Source organism: Trinickia sp., assembly GCF_036503415.1.
In the GTDB taxonomy this organism is placed as follows: domain Bacteria; phylum Pseudomonadota; class Gammaproteobacteria; order Burkholderiales; family Burkholderiaceae; genus Trinickia.
On record NZ_DASXWY010000193.1, the window covers coordinates 1 to 20,768 of the forward strand.

General features: G+C 61.8%; 19 protein-coding genes. 7 read left to right on the forward strand and 12 right to left on the reverse strand.

All coding sequences use genetic code 11. The features are described from left to right. The 4 genes from VGL01_RS22910 to VGL01_RS22925 all read right to left on the reverse strand — a co-directional run. Window positions 1–893 (reverse strand): hypothetical protein (locus tag VGL01_RS22910; protein ID WP_331573451.1); only part of this gene is annotated, 893 nt, incomplete at its 3' end. Between the two features lie 95 nt (window positions 894–988). Beyond that, window positions 989–2,410: an HlyD family type I secretion periplasmic adaptor subunit gene (locus tag VGL01_RS22915; protein ID WP_331573453.1), complete on the reverse strand. Its 1,422-nt coding sequence runs from the start codon at window positions 2,408–2,410 to the stop codon at window positions 989–991. Next, window positions 2,394–4,595 (reverse strand): type I secretion system permease/ATPase, encoded by a 2,202-nt coding sequence (locus VGL01_RS22920; RefSeq protein ID WP_331573455.1) that lies wholly within the window; start codon window positions 4,593–4,595, stop codon window positions 2,394–2,396. Before VGL01_RS22920 ends, VGL01_RS22915 begins: the two co-directional genes overlap by 17 nt. Before the next feature lie 605 nt (window positions 4,596–5,200). Continuing rightward, window positions 5,201–7,198, reverse strand: coding sequence for a methyl-accepting chemotaxis protein (locus VGL01_RS22925; RefSeq protein WP_331573457.1), 1,998 nt, complete (start codon window positions 7,196–7,198; stop codon window positions 5,201–5,203). Between the two features lie 152 nt (window positions 7,199–7,350). On the opposite strand from VGL01_RS22925, the gene VGL01_RS22930 reads away from it, so the two are divergent. Together VGL01_RS22930 and VGL01_RS22935 are read left to right on the forward strand one after the other, a co-directional pair. Further along, the gene (locus tag VGL01_RS22930; RefSeq protein ID WP_331573459.1) at window positions 7,351–7,890 is read left to right on the forward strand and encodes a hypothetical protein; all 540 of its coding nucleotides are present in this window, start codon (window positions 7,351–7,353) and stop codon (window positions 7,888–7,890) included. Between the two features lie 12 nt (window positions 7,891–7,902). Beyond that, complete coding sequence (locus tag VGL01_RS22935; protein WP_331573461.1) at window positions 7,903–8,778, forward strand: lipid A biosynthesis lauroyl acyltransferase; 876 nt, start codon at window positions 7,903–7,905, stop codon at window positions 8,776–8,778. Between the two features lie 30 nt (window positions 8,779–8,808). Here VGL01_RS22935 and VGL01_RS22940 read toward each other — a convergent pair whose 3' ends face one another. The 7 genes from VGL01_RS22940 to VGL01_RS22970 form a co-directional block, all read right to left on the reverse strand. Beyond that, window positions 8,809–9,063 (reverse strand): hypothetical protein, encoded by a 255-nt coding sequence (locus VGL01_RS22940; RefSeq protein ID WP_331573463.1) that lies wholly within the window; start codon window positions 9,061–9,063, stop codon window positions 8,809–8,811. Between the two features lie 49 nt (window positions 9,064–9,112). Further along, window positions 9,113–9,394 carry a hypothetical protein gene (locus VGL01_RS22945; protein WP_331573466.1) on the reverse strand — a complete coding sequence of 94 codons (282 nt, stop codon included), beginning with the start codon at window positions 9,392–9,394 and terminating at the stop codon, window positions 9,113–9,115. A gap of 344 nt (window positions 9,395–9,738) precedes the next feature. After that, window positions 9,739–10,455 (reverse strand): ABC transporter ATP-binding protein, encoded by a 717-nt coding sequence (locus VGL01_RS22950; RefSeq protein ID WP_331573468.1) that lies wholly within the window; start codon window positions 10,453–10,455, stop codon window positions 9,739–9,741. Further along, on the reverse strand, window positions 10,455–11,228 hold the full coding sequence (locus tag VGL01_RS22955; RefSeq protein WP_331573471.1) for an ABC transporter ATP-binding protein: 774 nt from the start codon (window positions 11,226–11,228) through the stop codon (window positions 10,455–10,457). Before VGL01_RS22955 ends, VGL01_RS22950 begins: the two co-directional genes overlap by 1 nt. A 17-nt stretch (window positions 11,229–11,245) precedes the next feature. Further along, window positions 11,246–12,415: a branched-chain amino acid ABC transporter permease gene (locus VGL01_RS22960; RefSeq protein ID WP_331573472.1), complete on the reverse strand. Its 1,170-nt coding sequence runs from the start codon at window positions 12,413–12,415 to the stop codon at window positions 11,246–11,248. An 18-nt stretch (window positions 12,416–12,433) separates the two neighbouring features. Next, a complete protein-coding gene (locus VGL01_RS22965; protein ID WP_331573474.1) occupies window positions 12,434–13,384 on the reverse strand; it encodes a branched-chain amino acid ABC transporter permease in 951 nt (316 codons plus the stop codon). A gap of 184 nt (window positions 13,385–13,568) precedes the next feature. Next, the gene (locus VGL01_RS22970; protein WP_331573476.1) at window positions 13,569–14,723 is read right to left on the reverse strand and encodes a branched-chain amino acid ABC transporter substrate-binding protein; all 1,155 of its coding nucleotides are present in this window, start codon (window positions 14,721–14,723) and stop codon (window positions 13,569–13,571) included. Between the two features lie 226 nt (window positions 14,724–14,949). On the opposite strand from VGL01_RS22970, the gene VGL01_RS22975 reads away from it, so the two are divergent. The 5 genes from VGL01_RS22975 to VGL01_RS22995 all read left to right on the forward strand — a co-directional run bounded on the left by VGL01_RS22975 (window position 14,950) and on the right by VGL01_RS22995 (window position 20,028). Next, the gene (locus VGL01_RS22975; RefSeq protein WP_331573478.1) at window positions 14,950–16,032 is read left to right on the forward strand and encodes a GlxA family transcriptional regulator; all 1,083 of its coding nucleotides are present in this window, start codon (window positions 14,950–14,952) and stop codon (window positions 16,030–16,032) included. A gap of 162 nt (window positions 16,033–16,194) precedes the next feature. Beyond that, window positions 16,195–17,445, forward strand: a complete 1,251-nt coding sequence (locus VGL01_RS22980; protein ID WP_331573480.1) for a D-amino acid dehydrogenase — start codon at window positions 16,195–16,197, stop codon at window positions 17,443–17,445. Beyond that, window positions 17,445–18,503, forward strand: coding sequence for an asparaginase (locus VGL01_RS22985; RefSeq protein WP_331573486.1), 1,059 nt, complete (start codon window positions 17,445–17,447; stop codon window positions 18,501–18,503). Before VGL01_RS22980 ends, VGL01_RS22985 begins: the two co-directional genes overlap by 1 nt. 18 nt (window positions 18,504–18,521) lie before the next feature. Continuing rightward, entirely contained in the window at window positions 18,522–19,463 is a 942-nt protein-coding gene (locus VGL01_RS22990; RefSeq protein ID WP_331573482.1) for an ornithine cyclodeaminase family protein, read from the forward strand. Window positions 19,464–19,581: 118 nt separating this feature from the next. Beyond that, window positions 19,582–20,028, forward strand: a complete 447-nt coding sequence (locus tag VGL01_RS22995) for a hypothetical protein (protein ID WP_331573488.1) — start codon at window positions 19,582–19,584, stop codon at window positions 20,026–20,028. A gap of 181 nt (window positions 20,029–20,209) precedes the next feature. On the opposite strand, the gene VGL01_RS23000 is transcribed toward VGL01_RS22995, so the two are convergent. Next, the coding region (locus tag VGL01_RS23000) for a class I SAM-dependent methyltransferase (protein ID WP_331573484.1) at window positions 20,210–20,768 on the reverse strand (559 nt) is incomplete at its 5' end.

The following is a 20,768-nucleotide window of genomic DNA, read 5'->3' on the forward strand; positions in this document are numbered from 1 at the left end:
TGCCGCACCTCGACAGAATTCAGCCCCTCCACCGCACTGAAACCGCTGGTCCAATGAGCGCCGTTATCGGTGCTGTACTGTACCGTCGCGCCCGCTTCAACACCGGTGAGGCTCAACGCACCGACGTTCGTCACGTGATCCGATGCGCTGCTGCCCGAGTCCGTCGTCAGGGCTACCCCAGGAGCCGCCGCGGCCGTTGTGTCGAGCATGAACGAGCAGGTCGACGTTGCCGAAACATTGCCAAGGACATCGACCTGCCGCACTTCGACGGAATTCAGTCCTCCAACGGCAGTGAAGCTACTGCTCCAATGCGCGCCATTGTCGGTGCTGTACTGCACGGTGGCACCATATGCAAGGCCGCCCAGGGAGAGCGTGCCATCCGAGGTGATCCAGTCGTGCGCGGAATTCCCCGTGTCGTTTGCCAATGCCACGACAGGCGCCGGCGGCGCAATGTCGACATAGGCCGTCGCCCAACTGAGCGTGCCGTTGCCGAGTCGAATCGCATAGTTGAAGCTGTCTTGCGCGTAACCCAGCGTGTTGAAACTGTTTGCAAGCCAGGAAGAGTCGATGTGGCTGGCATCGTATCCGACTTTTCCGTCGGACGTGATCCAGATGTGCGCACCATGCGCACTGTAGTCCGTACTGACGGCTTCCGCGCGCGTGGTGTCCTGAGTCAACAGCGCGCTTTGTTCCTGCGTCAGCGTAGTCTCGGTACCGCTATCGACGGAGTAGAGTGTCTTCGCCGCTCCGCCGAGATCGTTGGCCATCACATTCAGGTAGACAACGCCGAGCGAGTTGTCGGTCAGCCCTGTCTGCGCGGATGTATAGACGTCGTCGGTGGCCTGCGGCGTGTTGCTGATCGAGACAGTCGTTCCGCTGGTGATGGTAGCCATGAGTCTTCCCCGTTTTGTTTAGTGCCTGGCACAACCAGTCTCGACGAAGCGATGCCGCCGAGCCGTATGTGAATAAAACTGAAATCCGCTTGATCTCAACGCTCGCGTAACGCAGTTTCCTTCGTCTTGATCACGGGCTTGAGCAGGTAATGCAGTACAGTTCGGCGCCCGGTCTGGATATCGACGGTCGCAATCATCCCCGGCACGATCCGCACAGGCTCGCGCTGGCCGCTGGGCTTGTTCGTCTTCGTGCGAACGAGGACACGGTAGTAACTTTCCGGCTTTTCGCCGGGGCGCTCGGGCACCAAGGTGTCGGCGCTGATGTCCTCGACCGTCGCGGGAAATCCGCCATAAATGGAAAAGTCGTAAGCGGAAAGCTTGACCGTTGCGTCCTGACCCGGGTGCAAAAACGCGATGTCCGAAGGCTTCACGCGTGCCTCGATCAGTAACGTCTCGTCGAGCGGCACGATTTCGAGCAGGTCCATGCCCGGCTGAACGACACCGCCCACGGTGTTGATTTTGATTTGCTTGATCATGCCTTTCACGGGCGCCCGCACGGTCGTGCGCGTGACACGGTCTTCCAGTGCAACGTTGGCTGCGCTCAGGGCCGCTTGTTCGGCGCGCGTTTCATTCAGTTCCTTCATCGCGTCCGCCCGGAAGCGCGCGGTGAGCTCGTCGATCTTTTGTCGAGCTTCACGCCACGCAGCGTCCAGCCTTGGCATGGCGAGTCGCGTTGCATCCAGCTCGCCCTTCATATCGTTGGCCTGGCGTTCCAGCCGCAACACTTCCACATCCGAAACGGCGCCCTTTTGGACCAGTGGGCTCGTCAATTCGAGTTCCTTGGCGACGAGGCTGTAACTGTGCTGCAGTTGCACCTCGCGCGAACGCTTCTCCGCCAGTTCCTGGCGATGTTGCTCCGACTGTTGTTTGAGCACGGCCAGGTTCGCTTGCAATTCACGCTGACGGGATTCGAACAGCGATTGTTCCTGATTGAGCAGCGACGGATCCGTTTTCTCCAATTGCGGAGGAGCGATAAACGCCGTGTCGTTCGCTTCCGCAGTGAGCCGTGCGATCCTCGCGATCAACGCGGCATCCTTGGTTTTTCCCTCTTTGTACGACGATGCAAACCGTGTGTCGTCGATGCGCAACAGCGGCTCGTCTTTCCGCACGACTTGCCCGACACGGACCATGATCTCGGAGACGATGCCGCCATCGAGGTTTTGCACGACTTGAATTCGGCGTGTCGGGATAACCTTTCCCTCTCCAACGATGACCTCGTCTACGTTGGCGAACGCGGCCCAAGTCAATGCGGCGAGGAAGAAGGCCAACGTCGCCCAGAGGATCCAGTGGGTGAAATAGCGCGGCCCTTCCATGACGGCTGCGCAGCGCTCGCGCATGAACGCCGTATCGTCGGGCCGCGGCCGCAGCGCGGCACTCATGCGATATGCCAGAGCCGCGAGCGTGCCGCGGTGCACGGTCGACGAATCCGCGCCGTTGTGCTCAGCCGGCCGCGACATGAAGCCTCCTTCCGGCAAGGGCGGCCAAGACCTGATCCTTGGGCCCATCGGCGATGACGCGTCCCTGATCCATGACGATCAGCCGGTCGACGAGCGCCAGCAGGGATGCACGATGCGTAATCAGCACCAGCGTACGCCCTTCGAGTTGCGGGGCGAGCCGCGCCTTGAAGAGCTCTTCGGAGCGGTTGTCCATTGCGCTGCTCGGCTCGTCGAGCACCAGAATGGGCGGCGAGAGCAACTCGGCGCGCGCGATCGCGATCGCCTGCCGCTGACCGCCGGACAATGCTTCGCCTCGTTCGCCGACGGGCAGGTCGAATCCGTTCGGCAGACGGTCGACGAAGTCCGCCACCCCGGAAATTCGCGCCGCGCGCAGTACGGCCGCATCGTCCGCGCTCGGCGCACCGAGCACGATGTTTTCTCTCACGGAGCCGTTGAAGAGCACGACATCCTGCGGAACGTGGCCGATACCGCGCCGCAGTTGTGCAGGATCGAACTGTCGCAACTCGACGCCGTCGACAAGCACATTCCCGGAAGCGGGCGGGTACAGGCCGAGAATCAGTTTTTCGACGGTAGTCTTTCCCGAGCCGACCCGGCCGATGATGCCGACACGTTCTCCGGCAGCAATCCGGAACGACACGCCTTCGAGCGCAGCGCCGGTTTGGCGGGGATATGAAAAATGGACATTCTTGAATTCGATGCTCCCGCGCAGCGCAGGGCGGTGCACGAACCGTTTGTCGGCAGGGCGCTCGACCGGCAGATGCATCAATCGCTGGATCGATGCGAGCGCGCCGCGCGACTGGTGATAGCGGGTCAGCAGGGACGCAACCTGGCTCATGGGAGACAATGCGCGACCGGTGAAAATCGTGCAGGCAATGAGGCCGCCTGTGGTGAGCTTGCCGTCGGCAATCAAGTAGACACCGCATACGACGACGATGAGATAGGTGGCCTGCTGCGTGAAAGCGGCGAAGTTGACTGCGCACGCCGAAAGAAAGCGCGAGCGCAAGCCAAGACGGGCTAACTGGCCGACCGTCTGTTCCCACAACGACTGCATTTGGCCTTCGGCGCCGTTGATCTTGATGGCCTCGAGTCCCACTAGCGATTCGATCAATAGGGCTTGCCGTTGAGCCGTGTGGCGTTGACTGACCTCGACCGTCGCGGCCAATGGCCCTTGTACGGCGAGGCCGAATCCCACGACGAGCGGCAGGGCGATCAGCGGGAGCCATCCGAGGGCGCCGCCAACCCAGAACATCGCTGCGATGAAAACGACGCAAAGGGGGAGATCGATCAACGCGGAGGCGGTCGCCGAGGTGAGGAATTCCCTTACTGCTTCGAACTCCTGAATGTTCGAGGCAAAGGCACCCACGGAAGGCGGTCGCTCGGCCATCTGAATCGCCAGCACTTTCTCGAACAGATTGGCGGAAAGAATCACGTCGATTTTCTTGCCGGCCACGTCGATGAAATAGCCGCGTAGCGATCGCATGAGCAAATCGAACACTATCACCACCATGACGCCGACCGTCAAAGCCCATAACGTCTCATGCGTGTGGTTCGGGACCACCCGGTCGTAGACGTTCATCGTGAAAAGCGGCATCGCTAGCGCGAACACATTGACCATCAGCGATGCAATCATCACTTCCGCGTAGATCGGCCATGCCTGCTTCACCACGCCCCAGAACCAGTGGCTCGCGCGCGGCACGGCGCTGTCCGGATCGCACTCGTGATACCGGTGAGCAGGGCGCGCGAAGAGAACGAGGCCTGTATAGCGTTCCTGCAGATCGGCTACGCTGATTTCTTGTTCGCCGTCGCCTGTTTCCGGGAGAACGACTTGCATACTGCCGCCGCCGTTCCTGCGCAACAGGACGCAGGCCTGCTGATCTCGCAAGAGAAGGACGGCCGGCAATAGCATGTCGGTAATGCTGTCGAGCTGGCGTCTGTTGAGCTTCGCCGATATGCCGATACGCGCCGCCGCCCGAATGAAAAGCGCAGGCGTCAGGTGCTGATCGTTCAGTGGCAGGCCTGCCACGAGCGCGTCGGCACTCGTTGGCTGGTTGAATAGCCGGGCGAGCGCGATGAGACAGCCGAGCAACGGATCGTTTTCGATTCCGGAGGTCGGTGGGACATCCCATCCTCGAGCAGCGGGCTCGCTTGCCGGCTCGGTGGCGGCTTCCGGTGTGGCGGAATGCATTTAAAACAAGCGCGCGAAAATGCGATGAGCACCCTGATTCAGCGCTCCCCCGAGCGCTGAAGGCCTCGCTAGCAGCGCGTTAGCCTTGTCCATGAGATCCCCCTTCCTTGGTCCTTATGGTTCTTCTACGGAACCGATCGTTGCCCGCTACCGATGCGCGGACTGCTTTAGCAAGCACTGCGCCATTGGCGGCGCATCCAGCAGCCATGCGGCACCCGCCGCAAAAAGGAGGGATGCGAGGCAGAAAGCTGGCGATTTCGTCTCAGACGTAAGACGAACTCAAGGCTGGGGGAACGAGGAAGTCGGCTGGCAGCTCGCGGCAAAGGCCCGTATGCACAGGTTCTCGTGAGGTGGACGCGCCCAATTGAGCGCGTCCGACGTGTCTCATTTCTGCGACGACCGTTGTGGTACCTGCGTGACGTGCGGTCTCACGCACAGGTACGAAATCGGTAGATGGCGCTCAAGCCTGGGCGTGAAGGCATGCGCTCGGCCGGCAGAACGATGAGTTCGCCGCCGGCCGCGCAGAACCTCCTGTGCGGCATCGTCGAGCAGCGTGTCGACCTCCGATGAGGCGCGCCAGGCCTGTGCCCCCACTGGATGCCAGCTCAAGCGCCCGGGGCGTCGCTCGTGAGCTTGAACGCCGAGACTGCGCCATCGAGGCTGAACGCCTGGGCTTCGAGCGATCGCGATACGTCGGCGGCTTCTTCGACGAGCGCCGCGTTTTGCTGTGTGGCCTGACCGATTTGCGTAATGGCGATATTGACCTGCTCGATGCCGGCCGACTGTTGACGCGATGCGACAGCAATGTCGCCGATGATCGCGCGCACTTCATCGACGCGCGCCACGATACCCTGCATCGCCGTGCTGGCTTCCGCGGCAATCCGATAGCCGTTTTGCACGGTGGATGTCGATTCGCCGATTACAGTGGCGATCTCCTTGGCGGCTGCGGCGCTGCGTTGCGCGAGCGCGCGAACCTCGGACGCCACGACGGCGAACCCTCGGCCGTGTTCGCCCGCGCGCGCAGCTTCGACCGCTGCGTTGAGCGCAAGGATATTGGTTTGGAATGCGATGCCCTCGATCACGGTCGTAATGTCAGCGATTTTCTGCGAGGCCTGATTGATGTCGCTCATGGTCGAGACGACGCGCTCGACGGCTTGCCCGCCGCCGAGCGCCGCGTCCGCGGCGCTCCCGACGACGGCGTTGGCGCGTGCGGCGTGATCCGCATTTTGCTGAACCGTCGACGTGATCTCCTCCATACTGGCGGCGGTTTGTTCGACGCTCGCTGCTTGTGTGGCGATGCGGGACGCGACGTCGCCGCTACTCGCCGAAATGCGTGCCGTGCCTGCGCTGACGCCGGCGGCGGCTTCGCGTACCTGGGCGACGATGCGCGCAAGGCCTTCGCCGACGCCGTCGATGGCGCGCATGAGCCGGCCGATTTCATCGTCTCGCACGCCGGCGCGGGAACGGGCTGTGCCACTACCGCTCAGCCGCACGGCCAGGTCGCCCGCAGCGAGCTGGCCCGCCGCGGCAGCGATCCGCTCGAGCGGGCGGCTCACCACGCGGCGCACCGCGATCGAAAAGAACACGCCGAAAGCGATCAGCAAGGCCACACCGATCGCGGCGAAGCGGTTGCGAGTCGAGGCGATCTCCGCCATGACCTCGTCGCGCAACGCGACACCGCCGACGATCCATTGCCATTCGGGCACGGTGATGAACGAAACCGTCTTCTCCCGTGCAGCGGTCTCGCCGAGCGAGGCGTCCGCCGACGCATAATCGATGCGGCCTTCCTTTTGTTCGAGCATGCGCGTGTAGGGCCCGTTCTTGTCGTCGAAGCGCTGTCCGGCTGCGGCCGGGTGCACGATGAACTTGCCGCGGTTCGCGCCGCTCGACGCGTCGATCACGAAGTAATAGCCGCTTTCGCCGACCTTGAGCTTGCGAATCTGGTCCTGCAGCGCCTGCATCTGCGCCTCGATATCGACGCCGACGAAAAGCGCGCCGACGATACGGCCAGACCCATCCGTGATCGGCTTGTATTGAGTGATGTACTGTTTGCCGAAGAGCGCCGCGAGCCCCGTATAGGTGCGCCCCGCCATGACGGGCCCATATGCGGGACCTTTGCGGTCGAGCAGCGTGCCGATCGCTCGCGACCCGTCTTGCTTCTTGAGCGACGTCGTGACGCGGATGAAGTCGTCGCCATTGCGTACGAATACGGTGGCGACTGCGCCGCTGCGCTCCAGGAATTGATCGGGTATCGTGAAATCGAGGTTCAGCACGCGCTCGCCGGCTTTGAACGTCGGCGTGGCCACACCGTTGACGTCGATTTTGGCGTTCTCGTCGATCGTGAACGGGCCGGACAGAAAGCTTGCAAAAAGCGTCATCGAACGGCCCACCTCGGCCGTCAGCGTCTGATCGACCACGCTGATCATTTCGCCGATCGAGCGATTTTTTCCATCCACTTGTTTCATGACCTGCTCGCGCACCTGTGTGCCCGCGGCTTGTGTCAACGCCCACGAGAATGCGAGAAACAGCAGTGCCACGAGCGTGCAGGACAGGGCGGCAAGCCGTGCGCCGATGCTGAGACTGCGCGCGCGCAATACGTTCATGAATGAGCTCCAGGAGTTCGATGGGTGCCGTGTCGGGCCAACCCCGGGTAAACGGCAGATTCAGGGCAAACTTGAACAGATCGGTCCACCGGGCGAGTAGAATCCCATCCTTGTGCCGAATGCTGCCGCCCACGAACGACCATCAACCCGAAATGACCGATACGCTGTTTTCATCGTCCGACCTCTCCACCAGTCCCGCCGCGGAGGGCCTTTGCGGCGAAGTTGTCGAAACCGTGCACGAGGACCGTCTGTGGCGAGACGGGGGCTGGACTGCGCGCGTGGTCAAGAACGAAGACGACGATGGCTGGGCCGTTCAGATGATCAAGGACGGGGAACCGGAACCCGCGCTTGTCGGCCCGTGGACAATGGGCCGCAACAAGAAGGATCCGAAGCCACTGGACACGTCGGCATTCAATACCCTCGTGAAAACGGCTTCGGAGGTATTGCGCAGGCATGAGCAGCAACTGCGCGCGCAGTTGCATAAGCGGGTGACAGTCGCGGCGGCAACGGGCGACGATCAACTCGAGATCACATTGGATATCGTGCCCGACGAGGACGAGCCCTACGCACTACTGAGCGCGCTCGATTCCGCCGGCGAACGGCTTGCGCAGGTGCGTGTGGCGGCAGCGTTCAAATTGACCAAGGCGAGTGCCGCGGCCTGGGTGGAAAGCGAATTCCGCCGGCCTGGCTGATCGGGGCACCTCGTGGAACAACTCGGTCACGCATTTCTCGTCGCGGTGTTGCGCGCGTTCTCGGTCCTTCCTTATGCGCTGGTCGCGAGACTTGGCAGTATGCTCGGCACGATGTTGTACATGCTTCCGAGCCGCCGAAAACATATCGTATTGGTGAACTTGCGCCTGTGCTTTCCCGAGAAAAGCGAGCGTGAGCACGACGATCTCGCGAAAGCTCATTTTCGGCAGGTTGTCCGCAGCTATCTGGAGCGGGGCATTCAGTGGTTCGGTAGCGCCCGGGCGATCAGGGCGATCGTCCAGATCGACAGCAAGCTCGATCTCGAAGACCCGGATGCGCCGCCGACGATCTTCATGGGATTTCACTTCGTCGGCATCGAGGTGGGCTGCATGCTGTATTCGATGCAACTGCCTGTCGCGGCGTTGTACACGCGCATGTCGAATACGCGCATGTGCGACCTGGCAAAGCGTCAGCGTGGCAGGTTCGGCGCGGAAATGATCGAGCGCTCGACGAGCGCGAGAAAGGTGCTCTCGATCCTGCGCTCGGGCAAGCCCGTGATGCTGGCAGCCGATATGGATCACGGTATCGAGAACTCTGTTTTTGCACCGTTTTTCGGCGTTCCTGCGTGTACGTTGACTTCGGTCTCGCGGCTCGCGAAGTTGGGCCGCGCCCGGGTCGTGCCGTTCGTGACCGAGGTACTCCCGGATTTCAAGGGCTATAAGCTGACGATCTTCGAGCCGCTCGACGGGTTTCCGTCGGGGAGCGATATGGACGATGCTTCGAGAATGAACGCGTTTCTCGAGACGCAGATTCGGCGATTCCCCGATCAATACTACTGGGTGCACCGGCGCTTCAAGCACCGTCCGCCTGGGGTGCCAGGGGTGTACTGAGGCGCAAAGGGCAAAACGTGCAATCGGCAATCAGCGCATGCCATGCAGCCCGTATTGCAGATGCGTCATCGCGGGGCGTTGGGTTTCGGGCGGGAAGACGTTCCAGCTACCGTTATCGTGACGAAAGAAGAAGATCGTTTGCATCGTCGCCGAGCGTGAGAGCGAGACGAGCACGTAGCGGCCCGAGCGTGCATCGCCGTGTCGAACGATCTTGATGGGGTTCGTCGCCGTGCGGCCAACCCATTTGTCGATGACCGCGCGTAAGGACATCCGGCCTTCGGTCATCGCTCACTCCTGCGTCGATCCATGATGCGCGCCATGCTTATGCCTTCGCTCAGATTCCCCGGCAAAACAGGATCGCGGCGGCGATGATGCCTGCGAGGAACACCCAGAAAAGCATGCTCTCGACCCTGGCGGGGCCCAAGACCTTGACACAGAGAAGCGCGGCGCTGCCCACACCTCCGAGGAAGAGCAGCAGGTCGCTCCATGTGCGGGCGAACGCGCCATCGAGCGGCGAAGTGTGGTGCCCTAGCGCGTACGACTTCAACAACAGGCCGCCCAGACAAACGCACATGAGGATCGCAAATGGCCACCGGTCGATTTCGGCATCTTTCATCGCAGGGTCCAAACGTTGTGCTGGTTGCAGGCTGACGACATATGAGGCCGATTATAGAAAGCGGATTCCTTCGCGAAGCTTTCCGCGGTGTTGACAAATTGTGGGTGTTAACCCCCGAATCCGGTTTTTGAGCGTTCGCTCCGAGCGGGGCTCCGGCTTGGGCTTTGGGCTTCGCCGTGCCAGTGCTGAGTTCGCGCGCTGCCGGCCAATATCCTGCTGTGGGAGCGGCCGGCCGACGTGTTCTTGCGAACAGACTTCGCGCGCTTCGGTAGCGAAGCCCAGGTTAGTCGCGCGCTGCGCAAACTCGTTGAGGGTGGCGTTATCGTGAAACGGGGGTTGGCGATTTACTCTCCCAGGTACGCTGCGCGCACCTTCGGATCGTCGAGCATCTGCTTGGCCTCGCCTTCCATCGTCACGAGACCCGAGTCGATCACGTAGCCTCGATTGGCCGCCTGTAGCGCAAGATGCGCGTTCTGCTCCACGAGCAGCACCGTAATGCCTTCCGACGAGATCGTGCGCACGACTTCGAAAATTTTCTCCACCATGATCGGCGAGAGACCCATCGATGGCTCGTCGAGCAACAGAAGCTTCGGCTTGCTGATGATCGCGCGTGCCATGGCCAGCATCTGCTGCTCGCCGCCCGAGAGCGTGCCTGCGAGCTGCGTCGCACGTTCTTTCAGGCGCGGGAAGAAGCCGAACATACGGTCGACGTCCTTCCGGATGCCGTCGCTGTCGCTGCGCAGGTACGCGCCCATCTGCATGTTTTCGAGGATCGACATGCGCGCGAAGATACCCCGGCCTTCCGGCACCATCGCGAGGCCGCGCTTGAGCAACTCGTGCGCCGGCACGCCCCTGATCGACTGGCCCATGTACTCGATGTCGCCAGCCGAGTACGGCTTCAGACCCGTGATCGCCTTCATCGTCGTGGTCTTGCCCGCGCCGTTCGCGCCGATCAGCGTCACCAGTTCGCCCTGCGCGACTTCCAGATCGACACCCTTGACCGCCTGGATGCCGCCGTAGTTGACCTGCAGCCCCTTGATTTTCAACATTGCCGTAGCCATCAGTGGACCCCCGCGCCCAGATATGCCTCGATCACTTTCGCGTCCTTCTGCACGTCTTGTGGAAAACCTTCGGCGATCACCTTGCCGTAGTCGAGCACGGTCATGCGGTTGCATAGGCCCATCACCAGCTTCACGTCGTGTTCAATGAGGAGGATCGTCTTGCCGTCGCCGCGGATCTTGTCGAGCAACTTTGTGAGCTCGAGCTTCTCGGTCGCGTTCATGCCTGCAGCCGGCTCGTCGAGCGCGAGCAGCTTCGGATCGGTCGCGAGCGCGCGCGCGATTTCCAGACGGCGCTGGTGACCGTATGAGAGGTTGCGCGAGGTGTAGTCCGCGTATTGTGCGATGCCGACGTATTCGAGCAGCTCGATTGCATGTTCTTTGATCTCTCGCTCTTCCTGGCGTTCCGCCGGCGTTTGGAACACGGCACCGAACAGGCCATGCTTCGTGCGCACGTGGCGGCCCACCATCACGTTCTCCAGCGCGGTCATGCCACCGAACAGACGGATGTTCTGGAACGTACGGGCAATGCCCGCCTTCGCAACTTGATAAACGGCCGTCGGAGTGTACGCCTCGCCGTCCAGCTTGAACTGACCGGAGTCCGGCGTGTAGAGCCCGGTGATTACGTTGAAGAACGTCGTCTTGCCAGCGCCGTTCGGGCCGATCAGGCCGTAGATATTGCCTTCCGTAATTTCCAGGCCGACGTCGGACAGCGCCTGCAGCCCCCCGAAGCGCTTGGTCACGCCCGTCACGGACAGTCGAATGTTATCGCTCATGTGCAGTCTCCCAGTCCTTAGGCGCGCACCGGTTTGTTGCCGTTACGTTTCGCGAGCTTCGCGATCTTGTCTTCATGCTTCGGCGACGGCCACAGGCCTTCGGAGCGGTACAGCATGATCAGCACCATCGCAAGACCGTAGAGGAGTTGACGGATCACTTCCGTATCGACGATCTGGTGACCGAAGATCGCGTTCTGCAGCGGACCCATCGTCGAACGCAGGAATTCCGGGAAGATGGCGAGGAGCACCGCGCCGAGGATCACGCCCGGGATGTGGCCCATGCCGCCGAGCACCACGCACGCCAGCACGACAACCGATTCCCAGAAGGTGAACGATTCCGGCGACACGAAGCCCTGGAACGCGCCGAACATCACGCCCGACAGACCTCCGAACGATGCGCCCATCGCGAATGCGAGCAGTTTCACGTTACGCGTGTTGATGCCCATCGCCTTGGCGGCGATTTCATCTTCGCGAATGGCGGCCCAGGCGCGACCGATACGCGAGTGCTGCAACCGCGTACAGACCCAGATCACGAGCAGCGCGCAGATCACGAACACGTAGTAGTACATGTAGACCGACGTGAACGTGAAGCCAAGGATCTCGTGCGGCTGCGCGAGATCGAAGCCGAACACCTGCAGCGGCGCGACGCCGGTAATGCCCTGCGGCCCGTTGGTGATGTTCACCGGACGGTCGAGATTGTTCATGAAGATCCGGACGATTTCCCCGAAGCCCAAGGTCACGATGGCGAGGTAATCGCCGCGCAGCCGCAGCGTCGGAGCGCCGAGCAGGAGACCCGCGAGCGCCGCGAGCGCCATGGCGCACGGCACCACGATCCAGTACGGTGTATGCAGCCCGCCCGGGAACATGTTGGCGATCCACGCGAACTGCGTGGTGAGATGCGGCGAAGTGAGCAGCGCGGCGACGTAGGCGCCCACCGCGTAGAACGCGATATAGCCCAGATCCAGCAGGCCGGCGAAGCCCACCACCACGTTCAGGCCCAGCGCGAGCATCACGTAGAGCATCGCGAAGTCGAGCACGCGCACCCAGTAGTTGCCGCCCGCGGCGCCGACCACGAAGGGCGCCGCGGCAACGACGATGGCGGTCACGACGCCCACTGCGAGGGTCTTCGTCGTGTTCTTGTCGGGGTTGAGCGTCGTGGACGGCTCGATCGATTGAATTGAAGTCATGTTCTGCTACTCCCTCTTTTATGCGCGGTCCGCGACACGTTCGCCCAACAGCCCCGACGGACGGAACACGAGCACGGCGATCAGCACGATGAATGCGAAGACGTCCTGATAGTTACTGCCGAACACACCGCCGGTCAGGTTGCCGATGTAGCCTGCGCCGAGCTGCTCGATCAGGCCGAGCACCACACCGCCGACCATCGCGCCGCCGAGGTTGCCGATACCGCCCAGCACCGCGGCCGTGAAGGCCTTCATGCCGGGGATGAAACCCATGTAGAAGTGCGCGTTGCCGTATTCCGAGGCGATCATCACGCCGGCCAGCGCGGCGAGCGCCGAGCCGATCATGAACGTGGCCGAGATCACGAAGTTCGGGTTCACGCCCATCAGCGCAGCATTGTTCGGGTTCTCGGCAATCGCGCGCATGGCGCGGCCGAGCTTGGTCTTGTGCACGAGGAGCAGCAGACCCGCCATCACGACGAACGCGACGACGATGATGACGATTTCCGTCATCGAGATCACGGCGCCCACGCCGGTTTCAGTCGGCTCGATGACGTTGATTGGGTCGGTCGAGACGAGTTGAGGGAACGCCAGCGGATTGCGGCCCCAGATGATCATGGCGAACGTCTGCAGCAGGATCGATACACCGATCGCGGTGATCAGCGGTGCGAGGCGCGGCGCGCGACGCAGCGGCCGGTACGCGACCTTTTCGATCGTGTACCCGACAACCGCACACACGACCGCGGCAACCGCGAGCGCAATGCAGAGCGTGGGGATGTTCCCGAGGCCCGGGAAGTGATTGTGGAGCACGTCGATCGCGGAGAGCGCGACCATGGCGCCCACCATGAGCACGTCGCCGTGCGCGAAGTTGATGATGCCCAGAATCCCGTACACCATGGTGTAACCCAGTGCGATGATGGCGTAGATGCTTCCAAGCACCAGCCCGTTGATCAACTGCTGAAGAAAGATGTCCATATCCGGTTCAGAACGTCCTGCCGTTGTGCGTTTGCAGGAGTTGCACCCTGCGCGACGGGACCGCCCTTTGGTAGCCGGCGCGTTTCGCTATCAATGCGGCGGGAGTGAGGAAAAAGGAGAAGCGTAGGACAGACACAGCCGCATCGCTGCAGCTGTGCCTGATTGACCAGCAGATCCTGGCGGGTTAATTCTTCAGGTAGTCGAGGAGGGTTTGCTTTCCACCGACGTACTTGTAGAGAGAAATCGTCCCGTGGACCAGGTCGCCCTTCGAGTCGAACTGCGTCTGGCCGAGAACGCCCTCATAGTTCGTCGCTGGCATTGCGGCAAGAATCTTGTCCGGGGCCGTCGAACCCGCACGCTTCATCGCTTCGGCAATGACGTACACAGCGTCATAAGCGAATGGCGAGTTCAGGACAGGGTGTGTACCGAAGCGTTTTTCGTAGCGCTGCATGAAGGCCGGACCCTTCGGCATCTTCTCGAGCGGCGAGCCTGCGATGGAGCAGATCACGTCATCGGCTGCGGCGCCGGCGAGTTTTGAAAGGTCGTCGGCGCACAGGCCGTCGCCTGCAAGAATCTTCTGCGTCATGCCGAGCTGCTTAGCCTGCTTCGCAAACGGGCCACCGGTCGCGTCGAGCCCGCCATACATGATCACGTCGGGATGCTCACCCTTGATTTTTGTAAGGATCGCGCGGAAGTCGGTGGCCTTATCGTTGGTCGCGTCGTGCGAAACCACTGAAAGGCCGTCTGCCTTCGCACGTTTCTCGAATTCATTGGCCAGACCCTGCCCGTATGCGGTGGCGTCGTCGACGATAGCGACCGTCCTGACTTTTAGCGTCCGCGTCGCGTAATCGGCGAGGGCCGGCCCTTGCTGGGCATCGGTTGCAACCACGCGGTATGCGGTCTTGAAGCCCTGTTGCGTGTACGCCGGATTCGTAGCGGAGGGCGAGACCTGCACGATACCGGCATCACGGTAGATCTTGGACGCCGGAATCGTCGTTCCCGAATTCATGTGACCGACTATCGCCACTGCCTTGTCGTCGACAAGCTTTTGTGCGACCTGCGTGGCTTGGCGCGGATCGCCAGCATCGTCTTCGGCGTCGAGAACCAGTACGACTTTCTTTCCGCCGACGACAAGCCCCTTTTCGTTGATTTCCTCGACCGCAAGCCTCGCGCCGTTCTCAGTGTCCTTGCCCAGATATGAAGCCGGACCGGTCAGAGGCGCGACTTCACCGATCTTCACGGTTTCGTCGGCATGCGCCACCCCGGCAGAAACGGAGACCAGGGCCCCCAGAATGCCAAAGGTCGTCGCACGGCGACCCAATATTGTGCTCTTGGTCATTGCATTACCTCATCGATAGTTATCTGCATCGAGGTCGATCCGCTGGATTGTCCCCGTCGCCTCCGTCCTGGTACCGCGCGGCATGTGGTCTGCGCTGGCGAAACAAATTTATGCGGACACAAACCAGCGGCATTGCACCGATTTGCCAGAAAACAGAAGAAATGCGACAGCGGCGATGCGTGTCGTGCGGTCCTATAATGGCGTCACACGATCATTCGCGCCGCCCATGGTTTCCTCCGACGTTCCCCCGGCCAAAGCGCCGCCGGCCCACAAACTGGTGGAGCGGCTTGATTCACTTTCTACGGCGCCCGACTCGCCCCAGGGGCGCTCCGGCGCGGAGCTCAACGTCGGAATCCTGCTATGGCCGCGCTTTCCGCTCCTGTCGCTCGGCGGGCTCTGCGACGCGTTACGTCACGCTGCCGATCGCAGCGATCAGAGTCGCCAGTTGCGCTGTCTCTGGACGACGATTGGCGTGCACGACACCACCGTCGAATCGAGCTGCGGAATCGCTGTTCCGGTGCAGGCGGCCTTTCCGGAAGTCGGGCAGTTCGACTACATCGTCGTCATCGGCGGCCTGCTGCCGCATCTCGATAAGGTGGACAGGCGTTACTGGGACTATCTGAGCGCCGCTGCACTAGCGGGCGTTCCGCTGGTCGGCATCTGCACCGGCAGCTTCGTCCTCGCCCATGCCGGACTCATGCAGGATCACGTCGCGTGCGTGCACAGCTTTCACTTCGACGACTATCGCGACAGGTTTCCCGGACTACGCGTCGTTACGCATGCCGACTACCTCATCGACGGGGATCGCATCACGTGTGCGGGCGGCATCTCGGTCATCGAGCTCGCTGCGCGGCTCGTCAATCTGCATTGCGGACCTGACCGCGCATCAAAGGTGATTCACCAGATGACCGTCAGCCGGCAGGCCGGCGCATCGTTCATCGAGCGCCGCCGCGCACTTGGCTACCTGTCGGTGGACGACGCAACCGTCCGCCATGCTGCGCTGCTCATGGAGGAAAACCTCGAAGCGCCGCTCAATATCGCGGTGATCGCGAAGATGATCGGCACTAGCGTGCGTCAGCTCGAGCGGGCGTTCATGGCCGAAATGAAGGTGTCGCCGAATGAGTTCTATCGCGGTATGCGGCTACGATACGCACGCTGGATGCTGCTGAACACCGGGCGCAAGGTCACGGACATCGCATACGAGTGCGGTTTCGCTGATTCCGCGCATTTCATCAGGGTCTTCCGCGAGACCTACGGCGTGACGCCGGGCAAGCTGCGCGGCTCGCGCACAGGTCCAAGCGGAGACTGAAGCTCGGCGACGGCGGCGATGCCATCATCGCGCCCCTGTCCGGCGGCGGTTCGTTGTCGCGTTTCTTCTATTTTTTTGCTCATCGGTGCAATCCCGCTGGTGTCGCCTGGCTCAACATCCTGTCTCATGTGAGTGGACCGTGAACCAGGGGAAACAAGCGACATGCAGATTGCCGTATTGGGTGCAGGTGTCATCGGTCTGTCGAGCGCCTATTATCTGAACCGGGCGGGACATCAGGTCATCGTCATCGACCGGCATGGTGAGGTGGCTACCGAAACCAGCTTCGGCAACGGTGGCCAGTTATCGTACAGCTACGTCGCGCCACTGGCCGGGCCGGGCGTATTGTCGAAGCTGCCGGCGTGGCTCACTCGGCGGGACTCGCCGGTGCGCTTTCGACCGTTCATGAGCGCGGAGCAGTGGCTCTGGTGCCTGAAATTCTTGTTCGCTTGCACGCAACGGCGTAGCAATCTCACCACGAGCGAACTGCTCTCGCTCTCGTTCGCGAGCCGTGCGCTCATGCACCAACTCCTGCGCGACGAACCCACGCTCGACTTCGACTTTCAGCACTCTGGAAAACTCGTCCTGCACCGCGACGCTGCTGCGATGCAAGGCGCCATCGATCTGCTCGATTTTCAGCGCTCGCTCGGCTGCGAGCAGGAGGCGCTATCCGCCGACGAATGCGTCGCGCTCGAACCCGCGCTGGCTCATGTGCGCGAACGGATCGTCGGCGGCATCTATACGCGCAGCGAAGATACAGCCGATTGCCATCGCTTCAGCAAAGGTCTCGAAGCCATTTTGAGGGCGCGCGGCGTGCGGTTTTCGATGAATACGCGCATCGACGCACTGGAGGTCGCCAAAGGCGGACACATCGTGGCGCGCAGCTGTGGCGGGGCGCTCGAAGCGGACCATGTCGTCGTGGCTGCCGGGGCCGGCGCAACGCATCTGCTTCAGCCTTTGGGCCTTCACGTTCCTGTTTATCCGCTCAAGGGCTACAGCTTGACCTACCCGCTGAGACCGCAGTCGATCGCGCCGACGTTGAGTGTCACTGATTTCGCACGCAAAGTGGTCTATGCGCGTCTTGGTGACCGGTTGCGCGTGGCGGGCATGGCTGACTTCGACCGCTACTCCCTCAAGCTGGATCCGTCGCGCGTTGCCGCGCTACGTGCGGAGGTCGCCGCGCTGTTCCCTCAGGTTGTAGCCGATCACGCCGACGCGACCGAGTGGACCGGGCTGCGGCCCGCCACGCCTCGCGGCACACCGATTATCGGGCCCACGCGTTATCCGAATCTCTGGCTCAACATTGGGCATGGCGCGCTCGGTTTCACGTTGGCCGCCGGGTCGGCCGCGTTGCTCACGGGTTGGATCGACGGAAAGCCCGATCAGTCGTTGTCCAACTTTTTCTCGCTCGTTTAATGAGCCGTACAAGGTGTGACGCGCGGTTGTCCTCCCTCACAAATTCCTCGAATCGATACCGAATGAAAGACAAGCCCAATATTGTGGTCATCGGCACGGGCGGTACGATTGCCGGCCGCGGCGCAAGCGCCGTCGACACCTCCTCCTACGCGTGCTCCGTGCTGGCGATCGACGAAATCCTGTCAGCCATTCCGGAAGCGTCGTCGCTTGCGAACCTGAGCGCGGAACAGCTGCTGCAGAGCGGCTCGGAGAACTTCAACGAACAGCACCTGCTCATGATCGGGAAGCGGATATCCGAGGTACTCAAGAACGATACGGTAGACGGCGTCATTCTCACGCACGGCACCGACACCATTGAGGAGACCGCGTACTTTCTGCACCTGACGTTGAAGAGCGTGAAGCCCGTCGTCGTGGTCGGCTCCATGCGGCCGCCATCGGCGATGAGCTCCGACGCGTCGCTGAATCTATACGACGCGATCGCGGTAGCCACTCATCCGTCTTCGCATGGAAAAGGAACGCTCGTCGTCGCAAACCAGGAGATCCATACTGCTCGAGACGTCACGAAGACAAACAGCTTCAAGCTCGAGGCATTCGGCTCGCCCTACGGCGCGCTCGGTTATGTGATCCAAGGCAAGCCTCGCTACTACCGTACGCCATCGCGAGATCACACTGTTTCCACGCCGTGGTTTATCGACGACATCGAGGTGTTGCCGAAAGTCGTCGTCGTATATGCCTATGGCGCGCTTGAGAGTGAACTGGTCCGCGCCATTGCAGCGGATGCGAGCGGCCTTGTATTCGCTGGCACTGGCAATGGCAACATCGCCGAACATATGGTCGAGCCGCTGCGGGAGGCCGCGCGTGAGGGGCTGCACGTGGTGAGGGCCTCACGGACCGGGAGCGGCGTAGTGATCCGCAACGGCGCACAGCCTGACGACGATTATGACTGGATCGTCGTTGACGATCAGCCGCCTCAGAAGGCTCCCATTCTCTTGATGCTGGCGATGCTGACCAATCCGGACGAGCGCCGCGCGTTGCAGGCAGCCTTCTATCGCTTTTGACCCCTGCCAGGAAACACAATGTACATAGTGACCGACGATCAGGTCCGCCGCCTGATCACGATGAGCGACGCCATTGAAGCGCTGCGCTTCGCGCTTGCTGAACAAGGCAGGCGAAGAGCGAAGATCCAGCCACGCGTACGGACGCTCGGCGAAGACGTGTCGTTGAGCACCATGGGAGCAATCTTGCCCGGCGCTGGTGTGTGCGGCGCGAAGGTATATTCGACGCACAAGGGGGTTTTCGACTTCGTGATTCCCTTGTTCTCCACACATGACGGAAGGTTGCTCTCCATCATCCATGGCGGAGCGCTCACGGAATATCGCACAGCGGCGGTGACCCGCATTGCGTTTGACGCATTCGGCTGCGCCGACGCGAAGGTGCTCGCGATATTCGGAACCGGCGTGCAGGCCAGAGCGCACATCCGGGCTCTCGTCGAGAAATCGGGCATCGAGCGCGTGCTGATTGTCGGCAGCGAGGGCGTGCAGGAAACGGTTGCGCAAATGCAGACACGCTACGCTGGCGTATGCTTCGAGGCGTCCACGGCCGAAACGGCGGTGCAGGCAGCCGACGTCGTTGTCACTGCTACGCGCAGCACCATCCCGCTCTTCGACGGTGCCAACCTCAAGCCGGGAACCTTCGTCGCAGCGATCGGCTCCAGCAAGCCGAGCGCGCGCGAAATCGACGACACGACGCTTTCTCGAGCCGGCATGATCGTCGTCGAATCGCTCGCGCAGGCAGAGGAAGAGGCGGGGGACCTACTGATGGCGGCGCCGGGGGTGGTTGACTGGAGCAACATTGTGGAGCTCGGCGACGTCATCGCCAATGGCTATGTCCAGGAGCGACCGCGTGGCGAAATAACAGTCTTCAAATCCCTTGGGATCGCGCTTGCCGATGTTGCGCTCGGCGAGTTAGTCACGCGCAGGGCTATGGCAGCGCCGGAATGTGGGGGGGCGGTTCTTTGACGGGACCAGACGTCCAGATGTCCCGGTCGTGTGGCGCGCAACATGGAGCGCCACCGTACCGACGCCAAATGCTGGGCGTGCGAGTATGCAATCTGATAGAACGACGTGCGTGGCTACGATGGGAAAGGTCGCCTTCAACACGCTAACCCTCGTTACGGCGTTGGGCGCTGGACTGCCTCCGGTGCTCTGCGATGCCCATGCGCTCGATCCGCAACTCGACTGTAAATCGAATGCGCACGAGTTCATCGCCGCGCTTGTGGGCGACAAGGCCATCGAGGCGAAGCCCATGCGCATTGAGCCGAACTCGGTCAACGCGTTTCGGCCAGTGCACGGCAGTAATTTGACGGCATTCGGCTTTCGCGTCTATGCGGTCTTCGGGTACGAACCGAACGATGCGATGTTCAAACAGGGAAGTGGCCATCCGGCTACGGCGTCATCGTACGGCGTGGTAGTAACCGGCCCTGCCGAGTCGGTCGAGGCGCGCGTTCGCCAAGCGGGCAGCGACGCCATTATTCATGAAGTGGTTCCCCTCTTGATTACAGCTGTGTTATGCGAAGGGAATTGAGTCGCGGGCGTGGTTCAGGCATGGCGGGTCAGGGTGTTCGCGCAGTGGCTGCACGATATCTCTTTGCCCCGCAATCTCGATCCGGCTATGGGTTGCTGCTGCAACGAGCCTTCGTTCGGGCTGATCTCGTCAGACGATAAAAGTTTAGGCGCCCGTCGAGTTCGCCAATGCGCCTGGCACTTCAAGCGGACGGCTTGCGCCATACGCTGGCGAGCCAAGGCTGTTGCTCGCGCGGCAAGCCGGCGGGCCGGTAATAGTGCTCGAGTTCGACAAATCCCGCATCCACCATGTATCGCCGCCATGCTTCGAGATCATGGAACGCGCCATAGCGGCCGTAGCTCCAGCCTTCCTGATTCGCGCCGCGCGGATTGGAGCTGAATAGCACGCCGCCATGCTTTAGCGTCGAGTGCAATTGCCGCAGCACGCGCGCCAAAGCTTGACTCGGAACATGGAACAGGCTGGCGTTGGCGAAAACGCCGTCAAAGTGTGCAACTGGCAAGTCGAGGTGCAGAAAATCCTGATGCCACACTTCGCAGCCGGTCTCCGCGCGTGCCATCGCGACGAAGCGTTCGGCACCATCGAGGCCGACTGCGCGATGTCCCAGCGAAGTGAACGCCTTGAGATCCCGCCCCGGCCCGCAGCCAAAATCGAGGATCGCAAAAGGCGGCTCGCTGACGATATGACGCAAAAGAGCGTTGATGTTCTGCGTGACGTCGTGGTCGCTCGTGCCTTCGCGGAAA

What these genes read in the sequence shown, in the direction of transcription:
- VGL01_RS22955 (WP_331573471.1), bottom strand. Translation starts at nt 11,228, where the DNA reads ATGAGCGATAACATTCGACTGTCCGTGACGGGCGTGACCAAGCGCTTC.
- VGL01_RS22995 (WP_331573488.1), top strand. Translation starts at nt 19,582, where the DNA reads ATGGGAAAGGTCGCCTTCAACACGCTAACCCTCGTTACGGCGTTGGGC.
- VGL01_RS22930 (WP_331573459.1), top strand. Translation starts at nt 7,351, where the DNA reads ATGACCGATACGCTGTTTTCATCGTCCGACCTCTCCACCAGTCCCGCC.
- VGL01_RS22990 (WP_331573482.1), top strand. Translation starts at nt 18,522, where the DNA reads ATGTACATAGTGACCGACGATCAGGTCCGCCGCCTGATCACGATGAGC.
- VGL01_RS22950 (WP_331573468.1), bottom strand. Translation starts at nt 10,455, where the DNA reads ATGGCTACGGCAATGTTGAAAATCAAGGGGCTGCAGGTCAACTACGGC.
- VGL01_RS22975 (WP_331573478.1), top strand. Translation starts at nt 14,950, where the DNA reads ATGGTTTCCTCCGACGTTCCCCCGGCCAAAGCGCCGCCGGCCCACAAA.
- VGL01_RS22920 (WP_331573455.1), bottom strand. Translation starts at nt 4,595, where the DNA reads ATGCATTCCGCCACACCGGAAGCCGCCACCGAGCCGGCAAGCGAGCCC.
- VGL01_RS22960 (WP_331573472.1), bottom strand. Translation starts at nt 12,415, where the DNA reads ATGACTTCAATTCAATCGATCGAGCCGTCCACGACGCTCAACCCCGAC.
- VGL01_RS22985 (WP_331573486.1), top strand. Translation starts at nt 17,445, where the DNA reads ATGAGCCGTACAAGGTGTGACGCGCGGTTGTCCTCCCTCACAAATTCC.
- VGL01_RS22925 (WP_331573457.1), bottom strand. Translation starts at nt 7,198, where the DNA reads ATGAACGTATTGCGCGCGCGCAGTCTCAGCATCGGCGCACGGCTTGCC.
- VGL01_RS22945 (WP_331573466.1), bottom strand. Translation starts at nt 9,394, where the DNA reads ATGAAAGATGCCGAAATCGACCGGTGGCCATTTGCGATCCTCATGTGC.
- VGL01_RS22940 (WP_331573463.1), bottom strand. Translation starts at nt 9,063, where the DNA reads ATGACCGAAGGCCGGATGTCCTTACGCGCGGTCATCGACAAATGGGTT.
- VGL01_RS22965 (WP_331573474.1), bottom strand. Translation starts at nt 13,384, where the DNA reads ATGGACATCTTTCTTCAGCAGTTGATCAACGGGCTGGTGCTTGGAAGC.
- VGL01_RS22915 (WP_331573453.1), bottom strand. Translation starts at nt 2,410, where the DNA reads ATGTCGCGGCCGGCTGAGCACAACGGCGCGGATTCGTCGACCGTGCAC.
- VGL01_RS22980 (WP_331573480.1), top strand. Translation starts at nt 16,195, where the DNA reads ATGCAGATTGCCGTATTGGGTGCAGGTGTCATCGGTCTGTCGAGCGCC.
- VGL01_RS22970 (WP_331573476.1), bottom strand. Translation starts at nt 14,723, where the DNA reads ATGACCAAGAGCACAATATTGGGTCGCCGTGCGACGACCTTTGGCATT.